Raw genomic sequence first — 13980 nt, 5'->3', positions numbered from 1 at the left:
AGCGGCAAAGCCCTCGAGTCCGAACGAGTTCGCATGAGCGATCCGAACGACGGCACCGAACCGAACGGCGACGACGTCGCGGAACTCCCGGCCGATGTCGTCGACGAGGCCGAACGGCTTACTCGACTCGAGCGAACCGCGACGGACGAAAACGAGGCCGCCGCTCACGAACGGCGGCGCGATCGGCTGCTTGCCGAACACGATTTCACCGCGCGCGTCCGCGACGACGGGGGCGACGACGTTCTCGTCCTCCATCCCGAGGAGTGGCACGAAGACGGCGTCATCAGGACCGAACGCATCGAGAATATCTCGCGCGCGATCGAGATTCCACTCGAGGGAACCGGCGATCCGGACAACTGGGAGGCGGTCGACGACCACAACCGCGACCTCGTCGCCGCGGTCAGAGCCCAACACGGCGACGTCCACGGAGAGAACGCGGCGGCGCTTGCGGATTTCGTCGGCAACCACTACGCGAAACCGATCGAATCGCTCACGGCGGCGGAGCTGGCGGAGTTTCGCACGGAGTACTTCGTTCGAAACGCGTGGCCGTCCGAAAAGCAACGAGACGCGATCGACGAGTCGATCCGCCTCGTTTACGAGACGGCCGGTGAACCGGTGCCCGAATTCCAGTTCAGTAGCTCTCGTCGATGATCTCTCGGATCTCGTCGGCGCGGTCGTCGCCCGTGACGACCTTCGAGAGAGTCCAGCGGATGCCGTCGAGAACGGCCTCGTAGCCGTCGTCGGTCAGCGAGTACTGGTTGGTTCGCTTGTCGAGTTCGCTTTTCTCGACCAGGCCGAGCTCGACGAGTTCGTCGAGGTTGGGGTAGAGACGGCCGTGGTTGACTTCGGTTCCGTAGTAATCCTCGAGTTCGCGTTTGATCGCCAGGCCGTACATTGGCTCCTTGGCGAGGATGACGAGGATGTTGTTCTGGAACGCCGTGAGTTCGCGAGCGATGCTCTGTTCGCCGGTGATTGATCGTGCCTCTGACATACCTATGCAAATGTCACCAGACTATTTAAGACTTGCTAACTATTCGATCGTAGCGCCGGTTAGACGGAGCTAACCGTCGGTGGATACCCGGACGGTGCGGTCCAGGTCGCGTCTGTCGGCTGTCTGGCAGCCGTCACATAGTTGTTGAAACTCGATTACGAAAGTACTTTTTGATCGACGATGGAGATTTCAGTATATGGTCAACCTTTGGGAAGACCTCGAAACTGGACCGAACCCGCCGGAAGAGATCTACGCCGTCGTCGAGTGTCTCAAGGGAGAACGGAACAAGTACGAGTACGACAAGGACGTGCCCGGCGTCGTCCTCGATCGAGTGCTTCACTCGAACGTCCACTACCCCAGCGACTACGGCTTTATCCCGCAGTCGTACTACGACGACGAGGACCCCTTCGACGTGCTCGTCCTCGTCGAGGACCAGACGTTCCCCGGCTGTGTCGTCGAAGCCCGTCCCGTCGCGCTGATGAAGATGGACGACGACGGCGAACAGGACGACAAGGTCATCGCCGTCCCCACGGAAGACCCGCGTTACGATCACATCGAGGACCTCGAGGACATCCCCGAGCAGACTCGAGACGAGATCGACGAGTTCTTCGCGACCTACAAGAATCTGGAGGAAGGCAAGGAAGTCGAAACGCTCGGCTGGGAGGACAGACAGGCCGCCTACGACGCGATCGAACACGCTCAGGAGCTCTACGAAGCCGAGTTCGAGTAACGACTCGCCGTCCCGGGGTTTGCGGATCGACCGGTCGTTTTTCGGATTCACACGAGTTATCCGCCGGCAGCCCTTCATGAATTATGAGCATGGGTAATCTTATCCGATGGGGAACCGTACGTTCGTCCGTCATGGCAGCACCCAATCCGTCCCCACGCGAGTCGCCATCGGCCGACGAGCCGTCAGAATCCGGGCTCGGCGTGGCCCACCCGACGGTCGTCCCGACCAACTTCGACCGGGACGACTCGAGCGACCGCGACGAGTAATTCCGAGCGTCGGACCCACGGCCGGCGTTCGGCCCAGCCGCTGCGTTGACGGGACGGAACCGTTTGCAAAACACTGTCCCGAAACGAACCTTCTTGTATACGGTCGAACTACGTCCGCCTATGGGTCTGTTCGATCGGTTACGGGGCGACGGCGATCCCCGGGTCGCTTTTATCGGGATCGACGGCGTGCCGTATAGTCTCCTGTCGGAAAACGACGAACTGTTCCCGAACCTCGCCGCGCTCGCCGACGAGGGGACGGCAAGCGAGATCTCGAGTATCGTTCCCCCCGAATCAAGCGCCTGCTGGCCCTCGCTGACGACCGGAGTAAACCCCGGTGAGACTGGCGTGTACGGGTTTCAGGACCGGGAAGTCGGTACCTACGACACCTACGTTCCGATGGGTCGGGAGGTCCAGGCCGATCGGGTCTGGGACCGCGTTCAGGAGGACGGCCGGCGGGCGACCGTCATGAACGTCCCCGTCACGTTTCCACCGCAGCGAAACGTCCAGCGAATGGTCTCGGGCTTTCTCTCCCCCGGGCTAGACAAGGCCGCGTTCCCCGACGACGTCCGCGACTACCTCGACTCGCTCGACTACAGGATCGACGTCAATCCGAAACTCGGCCATCAGGAGGACAAATCCGAATTCATCGAGGACGCCCACGCGACCATCGATGCCCGCTTTGAAGCGTTCCAACACTACATCGAGGAGGACGACTGGGATCTGTTCTTCGGCGTCTTCATGACGACAGATCGGGTCAATCACTTCCTCTTCAAGGATTACGAACGCGACGGCGAGTACAAAGAGGAGTTCCTCGAGTTCTACCGGAAAGTCGACGACTACATCGGTCGCCTTCGTGAGTCCCTGCCCGAGGACGCCACCCTGATCGTCGCCTCGGATCACGGCTTTACCAGCCTCGACTACGAGGTTCATTTCAACGAGTGGCTTCGGGATAACGGATGGCTCTCCTTCCGGACCGACGATCCCGAAGAACTCGGCGACATCGCCGACGACACCACGGCCTACTCCTTTATTCCCGGCCGCTTCTACATCAATCTCGAGGGCCGCGAGCCGCGCGGTTCGGTTCCCGAAGACGAGTACGACGCCGTCCGTGACGAACTCAAAGCCGAACTCGAGGCGCTCGAGGGACCGGACGGTCGTCCGGTCGTCGACCGCGTCGTCGAGAAGGAGGCGGCGTTCCGGGGCGACCACGACGACATCGCGCCGGATCTGGTCGCGATTCCCAACGACGGGTTCGATCTCAAATCCGGTTTCAAGGCCGACTCCGAGGTGTTCGACACCGGGCCGCGCAACGGCATGCACAGTTTCGACGACACCGCCCTCTTCATCGACGATCCCGACGCCTCGATCGGCGACGCCGACCTCTTCGACATCGCGCCGACGATCCTCGAGTTGATGGACGTCGAGTACAGCCGCGGCGAGTTCGACGGCGCGAGCCTGATCTGACCCATCGCTGCCCGAGGGCTCCCGAACGTATTTGTTAGTACCGGAACTAGTTGGTCGTATGAACGACTCCATCGTCCTCGGCGGAAGTCTCTGCCTGTCGTTCGTCCTCGCCGGTGTCGTCAGCGTCGTCACCGGTAGCCCGGCCGTCCTCGGGATGACGCCGGCCGGGCTCGCGATCTATCTCGCCGTCGGCGTCGGCATGCCACAGTATCTCCGCTCTCGACGCCGCGAATCGCCGCTCCCGTTGGGGCTGGCCGCCTTCGCGGTCGGCGGAGCCACGATCGCAACCGTTGCCGGTCTCGCCTTCGGCAGTCTCAACGAGGCGGTCGGACTCGGAATCGTTCCGATCCTGACCCTCGTCGTCCTCGGTCCCCTCCTCGGTGCCGGCGTCCGCGAGTTCCGCGCGGGCTACCGGTCCGGCTCCCGGGCCTGATCCCGTCGACTCGAGCGCGGTTCGAACCCGTTTTCCGACCGGGAACGTACCGCCGACCATGGAAGAAGTCATCCACGCTCGCGGCCACGAGCACGTCACCGCCGAACACGCGAGCACGTTCGAAGTCACTACCGACGACTATCTGACGCCGGCGGGCGACTGTATCCTCGCTATCGAGGCCGACCGCGCACCGGCGGATTTCGCCCCCGAGTTCGTCGACGCCTGCCGGGACGCCGACGCGACGATCACGGTCACCGTCGAGGCCGACGGCCACGAGCAAACCGTCGAAGGGACGGGCGATCCGGCCCTCGAGTTTACGAACGAACGCAGTGCGGTCGGCCGAACGAGCGATTACGTGGACGACCGCACGATCCTGACGCGAGCCGAGTTCGCGGCCGAGGGGTTCGATCGCGACCTCGTCGCCGCGCTGGCCGGCGGTGCCGACGTGACGGTGACGATCGCCGTCGAGTGAGTTCGGGTTACGACCGTCTCGACCACTCGAGCGTCGGTTTCGCTATCGATACTCGAGTAGCCGCCATCGTTTCGTCCGTCGGAATCTCCGTCAAACGGACGTATTGGCCCGAAAACGTAAGTGAACGAGAAGGAGATATCGAGAGGTATGTCACAACGCGTGGTCTGTCCACACTGTTCCGAACGGACGTCCGTCGACATCGATATGACAGTCACCAGAACGAGCGAGCGGGTCGGCTCACTCGCGGAGGGGTTCGCCAAATCGGCGACCTGTTCGTCCTGCGGCGAGGATTTCAGCTGCAAGACCGAGTGGTAACGCCGTCACACGGCGCAGGGGACTCGCGGGTTTCTCGAGTGTCTTTCATCGATCTTCGGGTACCGGTATCGCGTTCGACGATCCTGAAACCGACACGAAAATTACCGCCGAGAACGGAGGTGTTAGAACGGATATGTGCGACGATCCCGAACCCGCCGTCAACATCAGCGGCGGGACCGAGGGTGGCGGCAGCGCCGCCGCGTTCGATCCCGCGACCGCGGATACCCGCGCGGAAGCGGTCGTCGACCGACTGGGCGAACTGTACTGGCAGAAGACCTACGGCGGTCGGGACGCCTTCACCTGTCTCGTCCGCACCATCTTGAGTCAGAACACGAGCGACAAGGCGAGCCAGCCGGCTCACGACGCGCTGCTCGAGCGCTACGACGACGCGGCGGGCGACCTCGCCGACGCCATCGCCGACGCGGAGCGATCGGAACTCGCAGAGACGATCAGTTCCGCGGGGTTGTACAACCAGAAGTCCGAGATACTGATCGAGGCCGCCGAATGGGTCCGCGAGGAGTTCGGTTCCGCCGCCGAGTTCGACGCCTTCGTCAAAGGCGAGGAGCCGTCGACGGTCCGCGAGACCCTGCTTTCGGTCCGGGGCGTCGGGCCGAAGACCGCCGACTGCGTCCTGCTCTTTGCGGGCGGGCGCGAGGGCGTCTTTCCCGTCGACACGCACGTCCACCGGATCTACCGCCGCATGGGGATCGCACCGCCGGACGCCGACCACGAGGGCGTTCGCGCCGTGCTCGAGCGCGACGTCCCCGCCGAGAAGTGCGGCTTCGGCCACACGGCGACGATCCAGTTCGGCCGCGAGTACTGCACCGCGAGAAAGCCGGCGTGTCTCGAGGATCCCGACGCCTGTCCGCTCGGCGATCGGTGTGAGCAGGTCGGTGTCTTCCCCGAACCCGGTGAGGTCGTCGATCCGGCCGACGCCAGCGACTGACGGCGACCCGATGGGTCGACGCTTGCGGCCGTCGACCACCGCATTTATCCACCCGTCTTTTCATTCGTGAACTGATGGTTTCATTCACGGAGGAGGAACGCAGTGCGGTCTACGAGGCTATTTACGCCCGCCGTGACATCCGGCGGTTTCGGGACGACCCGATCCCCGAGGACGTTCTCGAGCGGATCGTTCGGGCCGCCCACCACGCCCCGAGCGTCGGCTTCTCGCAGCCGTGGGATTTCGTCGTTGTGCGGGACGAGGAGACGAAAGCCGAGGTCGCCGAGATCGCCGACCGTGCGATCGCGGCCGCCCGCGAGGGCTATGCGGAACCGACGCGATCCGAGTTCGCCGCGTTGAAACTCGAGGGGATCCGCGAGTCGCCGGTCAACGTCTGCGTGACCTGCGATCCGACGCGGGACGCCCCACACGTCCTCGGCCGGAGTTCGATGAAGCGGACGGACGTCTACTCGACGTGTCTGGCGGTCCAGAACCTCTGGCTTGCCGCCCGCGCGGAGGGCGTCGGCGTCGGCTGGGTGAGCGTCCTCTATCCGTACGAACTGCAGGAAGTGCTGGGGATTCCACCGCATATCAAACCGATCGCGTACCTCTGTCTGGGCTATCCCGAGGGCGGGTTTCCCGAGGAACCGGTCCTCCAGCAGGAGGGGTGGCGCGAGCGGCTGGACCTCGAGCGGCTCGTCCACGACGAACGCTGGGAATCCGACCGGGACCGGTCCTGACCCGCTGTAGAGCGGTTTCGATCGGGTTCGGAGCCGGCGACCGCCGCGTGACCGCCACGATTCGCCGGTGTGACTGCGAAAGCAAAGTGGCGGTAGCTCCGGAATCGAACCCGTCGCTGACCGGAGGAGAACCCGCTGGAAGTGTAGCCTCCCGCTGTGAACGAATTGTCTCCAGTCCGTACCGACTGAAACGAGCCGCGATGCTGTCGAGGTGGCGGGTTTTCGCGGTCGGACTGCGATATTCGGAGTCCACAACGGTTTTATGCGGGGATCAAAGTATACCCGGCGTACCAATGGCTGCAGACCCAGAACGGGTTGCAGAGACCAGCGGATGCGAGTCGAAGTACGAGTCTTCAACTGACGCGACGTCTGGTTCTCTCTCGCGCCGTGACGTACTGTCCGCGACAGCGGCCGGATCGATGGCGACGGTGGCCGGCTGTGCCAAGATCTTCGGCAGCGACACCGCCACGGAGGGCGAGACGCTCGACGTCTGTGTCTGGAGCGGGAACTACGCCGACCGGTTCGAGGAATCGGTCGTTCCGATGTACGAGGAGAAGACGGGGAAATCCATCCGCCTTCACCGCGGCTGGAACGAGATCCTCGCCGACATCCGGCAGGCACCGGACGACGAGCCGCCCTACGACGTGACCGTCACCGAAGGACAGTTCTACCACATCGGTCGACAGGAAGAGCTCTTCCTGCCGATCCGCGAGGAGAACGTCCCCAACCTCGAGGCGGTCATCGACTACTACACCGAGTTTCGGACCACGGAGTACGGGATGCCGGTCGACGGCGCACCGTGTACCATCGTCTACCGGGAGGACATGGACATCGAGCCGGACTCCTGGGCCGATTTCGATTCCGACGCCGTCCGGAACAGTTCGGGCATCGGCGTCGACACCGGCTTCTGGTGGTTCCCGGTCCACGCCGCCGCGATCGGCATGGACGACCGCGAGTTCGCCGGCGAACTCTACGAGTCGGAGCTCCACGACGACGTCTTCGAGACGTTCCGGAACTGGAACGTCTCCGGCTGGGCCAGCTCCGGCGAGGACATCTGGCAGGACTTCCAGAACGACGTCATCGACGTCGCGCAGTGGTACTTCGAACAGACGGAGTTCGACATCGACGACTACGACGGGCTGGCACACACGACGCCCGAACACAACACCGGCTACCTGAACCACTGGTGTGTCGTCGACGGCACCGACAAGCGAGCACAGGCCGAGGACTTCCTCAACTTCCTCATGGACGCCGAGGTCCAGACCGAGTGGTCCGAACACATGCCTACGCTGTTTACCAACGAGAACATGTCCTACGCGGACGATCTCGGCGAGGAGTTGCCGACCAACAGCGAGGAGGCGGAGAACATCGCCTTCCCCGACTGGGGGTACCTCATGGAGTACTACGAGGAACTCAACCAGACGTACACGGACATTCAGACGGACGCCTAATTCATGTCGAAAATCACGCTTGACGGCCTCGAGAAACGGTACGGCGACACGCTCGCCGTCGAAGAGGTCTCGGTCACGATCGAAGACGGCGAACTCCTGTGTCTGCTGGGGCCGAGCGGGAGCGGGAAGTCCACGACCCTGCGGATGATCGCCGGCCTCGAGACGCCGACCGACGGCGAGATTCGCATCGGCGAGGAGGACGTCACCGATCGCCCGGCCTACGAACGCAACACGTCGACCGTCTTTCAGGACTGGGCGCTGTTTCCGCACATGTCGGTGCTCGAAAACGTCGCGTTCGGGCTGAAGATGCGCGGCGTTTCGAAATCCGAGCGCCGCGAACGGGCCCGGACGATGCTCGAGCGCGTCGAGATGGGCGAGTACGCCGACCAGAACCCGACGAACCTCAGCGGCGGCCAGAAACAACGCGTCGCGCTCGCGCGTTCCCTTGCGGTCAACCCCGACGTGTTGTTGCTCGACGAGCCGCTATCGAACCTCGATAAACGGCTCAGCGAGGACATGCAGATCGAACTCCGGGAGATCCACGAGGAGTTCGACGAGACGTTCGTCCACGTCACACACGATCAGGACGAGGCGTTCACCCTCGCCGATCGGATCGGGATCATGGACGAAGGACGACTCGTCCAGATCGGCGATCCACACGAGGTCTACGAGAACCCGAAGAACCTGTTTATCGAGGGATTCCTCGGGGATACGAACTTCGTCACGGGTGAGGTCACGAAGACGACGACCGAGACGGTTCACATCGCGACCGAACTCGACCGGACGGTCGTGGTGCCGACGACCGGCGATCGATCGTCGCTCTCGGCCGGCGACTCGGTCACGCTGTCGTTGCGCCCGGAAGCGTTGTCGATCGACTCGGTGAACGGAGCCAGCGACGACCCGCAAAAGCAACCGGCGATGGCCGACGGGAGTACGACCAACTCGGTCGTCGGAACGATCGAGAACGTCATCTATCGGGGCTCGACGGTTCGCTACTCCGTCGCAGTCAGCGACACGTCGATGTTCGTCGAGCGGACCGTCGCGGACTCCGGCGCGTTCGAGGCCGGCGACGACATCCGCATCACCTGGGACGGCGGCGACGTGCTCGCGTTCCGCGAAGACGGCTCGAGGGTCGGGCGGTAACCATGTCCGGAACAGCGACGCCGCTGTCCGGCACGCTCGATCGGGTCTGGCAGCCACTCATGGAGCGCTCGCGGTCGAAGCGGGCGCTGTTGCTCATGCTTCCGCTGTTGGCCTTCGAGTTGTTGATCTTCGTCGCGCCGTTTCTGATCCTGCTGCGGATCAGTTTCGCGGAGGGGGCGACGGCGGGAGCGTTCCGCGAGGGGACGTGGTCGCTCGATGCGTACGCGACTGTCCTGTCCTCCGGCGTGCTCAAGGAGATCGTCGCCTACTCGTTCCTGATGGGCTTTGCCGCGACGGCGATCGCCGTCACGGTCGGGCTGGTGTACGCGTACGCGATCTGGCGGGCCGGCGGTCTCCTCCAGTCACTGCTGTTGTTCTCGGTCGTGTTGCCGCTTTTGACGACCCTCGTGATCAAGACCTACGCGTTCATGCCGTTGCTTGCGCCAAACGGGACGCTCAACGATCTGCTGGTCGGCCTCAACCTCCTCTCGGAGCCGGCACAGATCGTCCCCGGTACGGCGGGGGTCATCGTCGGACAGGTGTACATCGTCCTCCCCTATGCCGTGTTGGCGATCTACAGCGTCATGGCGTCGATGGACTGGCAACTCGTCGAAGCCGCCCGCGACCTCGGCGCGAGTCGACCGCGGTCGTTCTTCGAGGTCGTCGTTCCACAGGCGATGCCGGGGATCATCGTCGCCACGGTGATCTCGTTTGCCTGGAGCGTCGGGGCCTACGCCGCACCGGCGCTGCTCGGCGGCGGCAGTGACCTCACGTTCGCGATCGAAGTCGAAAGAAAGATGCTGACGGGCTTTAACTGGCCGACCGCGACCGCGCTTTCGGTCCTGATGATCGGCCTGATGCTCGCAAGCGTCGCCGTTCTCGTCGTCCTCCTCGATTACTTCGGAGGTGAGTTCGACTATGCATAGAGAGCGCCTCGAGAACGCGCTCTTTCGGGCCAGTTACGCGGCGGTCCTTGCGTTCATGCTGTTGCCGCTGCTCGTCGTCGTCGCGACCTCGTTTTCGGCGTCGGGGCAGCTTTCGTTCCCCCCCGAGAGCTACTCGCTGGTGTGGTATCAGGAGTTCTTCGCTGACGATACGTGGCTCATGGCGTTCGACAACAGCCTCATCGTCGGCCTCGGGACGACGGTTCTGGCGACGATCCTCGGCGTAACGGCGGCGTTCGGACAGGAACTCGACGACGGATCGGTCGGCCGACTCCTCGTGCCGCTGGTCCTCTTGCCGATGCTCATTCCGCCGGTGATCCTCGGGCTCACGCTGCTTGTCTACTTCAACGAGGTCGGACTGCAAAGCAGCTATACGAGTATCATCCTCGCACACACGCTGTGGGCGACGCCGCTCGTGTACTTCGTCATGCGTTCGGTGTTCAGCCAGTTCGACTGGCAACAACTCGACGCCGCACGCGACCTCGGGGCCGGTCCGGTCCGGTCGTTCGCGTACGTCGTCTTGCCCAACGTGAAACACGGCATCTTCGTCGGCGCGTTGCTGGCGTTCATCATCAGCCTGCAGGAGTTCGTGATGGCGCTGTTCCTCTCGAGCCACGCGACCGAGACGATTCCGGTGGTCGCCTGGAACCAGTTGCGCCAGTCGCTCGATCCGATGGTCAGCGTCGTCTCGACGTTTCTCATCCTGATCTCGCTCGGAGCGATCCTGCTTGCGGCGCTCGCGACGAACCTGCAGTGGGTCTCGAAGCAACTGTCCTGAACGGGTCCCGACCGCGGGAGCCGCTTTTACGCTGCCACGGATCGACGCGCCGCTCAGTAGCTGAACTGAATCAGGGCACAGCCGACGAGAATAACGACCGAGGCCGACCCCTTCTGGGCCAGCGTGAACGGATCGAACCGCTCGTTCAACAGCGTCGGCGCGAACTTCGACAGCGAGAACGCGCCGACGAAAACCAGCAATACGTCGAGTTTGGTGATCGCCGTCGCCAGCGAGACGGGGCCATGTTCGAGGGCCTTGAGGAACGTCCAGAGCGCGACTGCGTTCAGCAGCCCGCCGACGAGCAACAGCCGTGTCCCGTTCGTAACCCGTGGCCCGCGCGAATCCGTCCCGTGCTCGGCCCCTCGAAACCGCGACCCGGCACGCAGCGGGGCGACGGCAACGACCGACAACAGGCCGCCGAGACTGATCCAGAAGAGCAGTTCGATCGTCCCGAACGCTCCCGTCAGCGCCTTCATCCCGGTGTTGAGCACTGCGAACGCGCTGGCGGCCGCGGACGCGACCGCAACGGTTGGGAGTCCGAGGCGCTCGAGGAACGTCCCGGTGTCGCGTTCGTAGGAGATCGCCAGCGCGCCGACGACGACCAGTCCGACGCCGCCGTAGACGCCCGTCGGAAACGTCTCCCCGAGGACCAGAAAGCCGAGTCCCAGCACGAAGATGGTCTCGATTGCAAGCGCCGGGACGAACCGCGAGACGTCGCCGTTCACGAGCCCCCAGTAGTAGACGCCGTAGGCGATCGTCGAGACGACCCCGAAGGCCATCGCTGCGAGTACCGGCATCGACAGTACGACGGCCGCGATCCCCCTCCCGTCGCCGGTGATCGACGGCCACTCGAGGACGGCTCCGACGACGACGTAGACGGCGTAAAACGGCACACAGGTGGCAACGGTGAGCGCGATCGGATCGTCGATATCGGTCCCGCTGACGACCTTCGAGAGCAACGCGATGGCTGCGTACACCGTCGCGGTCAGGAACGCGTAGACGAACCACGCCGGAATCACGGATCGATCACCACGGTGCTGCGGGAAACGGTTCGACAACGGGTGCGATCGCCAGCCACGAGAAGCGGTCGGTATCCGTAATACGCCATCCCTGCCGAGGGTAACACTCGAATCGGAAAAATCGGTCGAACCCGGCGGCTCCTGACGGTCGGTCGACGCTTGCGGACTCGAGCGCTCGAGTCAGGGAGCGGCGGCGAATCGCTCGCGGACGACCCGAGAGCGAGTCACAGGAAGCGGTAGGTCTCGAGGTTCTTCGGCGCGAATGTGCGCATGTCGAACTCGTGGTACAGCGCCGACGAGAGGTCCTGTGTGGAGCGTTCGTCGCCGTGGACACAGAGGACTTTCTCGGGACGGGGGTTCATCGTCCGGACGAAGTTCTCGAGGCCGGCCCGATCGGCGTGGCCGGAGAAGCCGTCGACGGTTTCGACGTCGACGTTCAGCGAGAGGGTGCCACGGCCGTTACCGCCGCCCATGGCACCGACCTCGTTAGTCGGGATCTCGTCCCAGCCGTTCTGGATGCGCCGACCGAGAGTCCCTTGTGCCTGGTACCCGACGAAGACCATCGTCGAGTCCGGGTCGGGACCGATGTGGGAGAGCCAGGACATGATCGGGCCGCCAGTGACCATCCCCGAGGTCGAGAGGATGATACAGGGTTCGCCGTCGGCGACGTCCTGGCGTTCCTCCTCGCCGCCGTCGATGTGGTTGAACTCCTCGGCGAGGAACGGGTTCTCGTCCTCGTGGAAGATCCGATCCCGGAGGTCGTCCCGGAGGTACTCGGGATAGGTCGTATGGATCGCGGTCGCCTCCCAGATCATCCCGTCCAGGTGGACCGGCATCGACGGGATCTCGCCCTCGCGCATCGCCTCCTCCAAGACGAGCATGATCTCCTGGGAGCGACCGACCGCGAACGCCGGAATGAGGACCTTGCCGCCCTCCTCGTAGGTCTCCTTGATGACTTTCTTGAGTTTCTCCTCGGAGTCCTCCTGATCGGTCTGGTAGTCGTTGCGACCGCCGTAGGTCGACTCGAGGACCAAGGTCTCGACGCGGGGGAAGTCGTTGACCGCGCCGTTGAACAGGCGGGTGTCCTCGTAGTGGATGTCGCCGGAGAAGGCGACGTTGTAGAGGCCGTCGCCGATGTGGAAGTGCGAGACGGCCGACCCGAGGATGTGCCCGGCGTTGTGGAAGGTGAGTTTGACGTCCGGCGCGATGTCGGTCACGTCGCCGTACTCGAGCGGAATGGTGTGCTTGATCGCCTCGCGGACCTGTTCGCTCTCGTACGGCGGGGAGCGTCCTTCCTTGGCCGCGACGTCCAGATAGTCGAGCGTCAGCAGTCCCATCAGGTCCCGCGTGGGCTCGGTACAGTAGATCGGGCCGTCGTAACCGTACTTAAAGAGGAGCGGGATGAACGCGGAGTGGTCGAGGTGGGCGTGGGTGAGCACGACCGCGTCGATCGTCTCCGGGCCGGCCCCGAACGCTTCGGGCGCGTGGAGGTACGGCACTTCGCCTTCGGCACCCGGCTTGTCCCCGCAGTCGATGAGGACCCGCGTTTCGGGCGTCGAGAGGATAAAGGACGCGCGGCCGACTTCGCGACAACAGCCCAGCGTCGAGATGCGGACGTACTCGTCGTCGGACATCTCCTCGCGGTGGATCTGGCGACCGACCTTCTCGAGGATGTCGCGGCGCTCGTCGCGTTCCTGCTTGAGGAAACTGCGGACGTTCGAGACCGTCGAGGACTCGATCGGCGGCGTCCGGACGACCTCGGGGGTCCAGCCGACGTTTTTGGTGATGTCGCGCAGCGTCGACCCGTGGCGGCCGATCACCATGCCCGGTTTCTCGGCCTCGATGACGACCTCGCCGGTGTCGGCGTGGAAGTCGAGGTCGGTGACACCCGCCTCTTCCGGGATGACGTTCATGATCTCCTCGCGCGCCTCCTCCGGTCGCGAGAGAACGCTCGGGTCGGGGCGGACGGTGATCCGCTTGCGTAGCTTGCTCGCGAGCTGGCGGATGAGATCGCCCTGGCGGGCGAACTTCTTCGGGTCGCGTGTGTAGACCACAAGCTCGGGGCCTTCGTATTTCACCGAGGAGACCGAGATATCGCTCGGTAACTCGCTCGTGATCTCTGCTTTCAAATCGTCGAGTTGCTGCTCTACAGTGCTCATAATCGCCGAATGTGGCTTGCGTGAACTCGCCGCCGGGGAGCGAACGTGCCGGCCGGCGTCGGAGTCGGGATCCGGTGTACTGATGCCGTCACAACGGTCGCCGATCGTCGATCGATCCGGCGGAGCCATCGC

The 13980-nt window shown here is 63.9% G+C and carries 16 protein-coding genes; 13 read left to right on the top strand and 3 right to left on the bottom strand.

Features of this window, described 5'->3' with window-relative positions:
- Positions 1-33 precede the first annotated feature (33 nt).
- On the top strand, positions 34-651 hold the full coding sequence (locus TX80_RS17570; RefSeq protein WP_049924609.1) for a DUF7108 family protein: 618 nt from the start codon (positions 34-36) through the stop codon (positions 649-651).
- On the opposite strand, the gene TX80_RS17565 is transcribed toward TX80_RS17570, so the two are convergent.
- Positions 632-991, bottom strand: a complete 360-nt coding sequence (locus TX80_RS17565) for a PadR family transcriptional regulator (RefSeq protein ID WP_049924608.1) — start codon at positions 989-991, stop codon at positions 632-634. The two genes, TX80_RS17570 and TX80_RS17565, sit on opposite strands and share 20 nt — an antisense overlap.
- A gap of 196 nt (positions 992-1187) precedes the next feature.
- Here TX80_RS17565 and TX80_RS17560 point away from each other — a divergent pair, with 196 nt between their 5' ends.
- From TX80_RS17560 to TX80_RS17515, 12 genes are all read left to right on the top strand, one after another.
- A complete protein-coding gene (locus TX80_RS17560) occupies positions 1188-1721 on the top strand; it encodes an inorganic diphosphatase (protein ID WP_049924607.1) in 534 nt (177 codons plus the stop codon).
- 131 nt (positions 1722-1852) lie between these two features.
- A complete protein-coding gene (locus TX80_RS20045; protein ID WP_268258157.1) occupies positions 1853-1987 on the top strand; it encodes a hypothetical protein in 135 nt (44 codons plus the stop codon).
- Positions 1988-2107: 120 nt separating this feature from the next.
- Positions 2108-3451 carry an alkaline phosphatase family protein gene (locus TX80_RS17555; RefSeq protein WP_049924606.1) on the top strand — a complete coding sequence of 448 codons (1344 nt, stop codon included), beginning with the start codon at positions 2108-2110 and terminating at the stop codon, positions 3449-3451.
- 58 nt (positions 3452-3509) lie between these two features.
- Complete coding sequence (locus TX80_RS17550) at positions 3510-3884, top strand: hypothetical protein (RefSeq protein ID WP_049924605.1); 375 nt, start codon at positions 3510-3512, stop codon at positions 3882-3884.
- A 58-nt stretch (positions 3885-3942) separates the two neighbouring features.
- On the top strand, positions 3943-4356 hold the full coding sequence (locus TX80_RS17545) for a DUF371 domain-containing protein (RefSeq protein ID WP_049924604.1): 414 nt from the start codon (positions 3943-3945) through the stop codon (positions 4354-4356).
- Positions 4357-4503: 147 nt separating this feature from the next.
- Positions 4504-4671: a hypothetical protein gene (locus TX80_RS19565; RefSeq protein WP_195893109.1), complete on the top strand. Its 168-nt coding sequence runs from the start codon at positions 4504-4506 to the stop codon at positions 4669-4671.
- Between the two features lie 133 nt (positions 4672-4804).
- On the top strand, positions 4805-5617 hold the full coding sequence (locus TX80_RS17540; protein ID WP_049924603.1) for an endonuclease III domain-containing protein: 813 nt from the start codon (positions 4805-4807) through the stop codon (positions 5615-5617).
- Between the two features lie 74 nt (positions 5618-5691).
- Positions 5692-6354, top strand: coding sequence for a 5,6-dimethylbenzimidazole synthase (bluB, locus tag TX80_RS17535; protein ID WP_049924602.1), 663 nt, complete (start codon positions 5692-5694; stop codon positions 6352-6354).
- A gap of 293 nt (positions 6355-6647) precedes the next feature.
- Positions 6648-7805 (top strand): ABC transporter substrate-binding protein, encoded by a 1158-nt coding sequence (locus tag TX80_RS17530; protein ID WP_049924601.1) that lies wholly within the window; start codon positions 6648-6650, stop codon positions 7803-7805.
- Positions 7806-7808: 3 nt separating this feature from the next.
- On the top strand, positions 7809-8948 hold the full coding sequence (locus tag TX80_RS17525; protein WP_049924600.1) for an ABC transporter ATP-binding protein: 1140 nt from the start codon (positions 7809-7811) through the stop codon (positions 8946-8948).
- Between the two features lie 2 nt (positions 8949-8950).
- Entirely contained in the window at positions 8951-9874 is a 924-nt protein-coding gene (locus TX80_RS17520) for an ABC transporter permease (protein ID WP_049924599.1), read from the top strand.
- Entirely contained in the window at positions 9867-10670 is an 804-nt protein-coding gene (locus TX80_RS17515) for an ABC transporter permease (RefSeq protein ID WP_049924598.1), read from the top strand. The genes TX80_RS17520 and TX80_RS17515 overlap by 8 nt, the downstream gene beginning before the upstream one ends.
- Before the next feature lie 53 nt (positions 10671-10723).
- Here TX80_RS17515 and TX80_RS17510 read toward each other — a convergent pair whose 3' ends face one another.
- Both TX80_RS17510 and TX80_RS17505 read right to left on the bottom strand, forming a co-directional pair.
- Complete coding sequence (locus TX80_RS17510; protein WP_049924597.1) at positions 10724-11689, bottom strand: EamA family transporter; 966 nt, start codon at positions 11687-11689, stop codon at positions 10724-10726.
- A gap of 224 nt (positions 11690-11913) precedes the next feature.
- On the bottom strand, positions 11914-13848 hold the full coding sequence (locus TX80_RS17505) for a beta-CASP ribonuclease aCPSF1 (RefSeq protein ID WP_049924777.1): 1935 nt from the start codon (positions 13846-13848) through the stop codon (positions 11914-11916).
- Positions 13849-13980 lie beyond the last annotated feature (132 nt).

Source organism: Halopiger djelfimassiliensis, assembly GCF_000455365.1.
Lineage (GTDB): Archaea > Halobacteriota > Halobacteria > Halobacteriales > Natrialbaceae > Halopiger_B > Halopiger_B djelfimassiliensis.
This window is presented reverse-complemented; position numbering and strand designations above follow the sequence as displayed.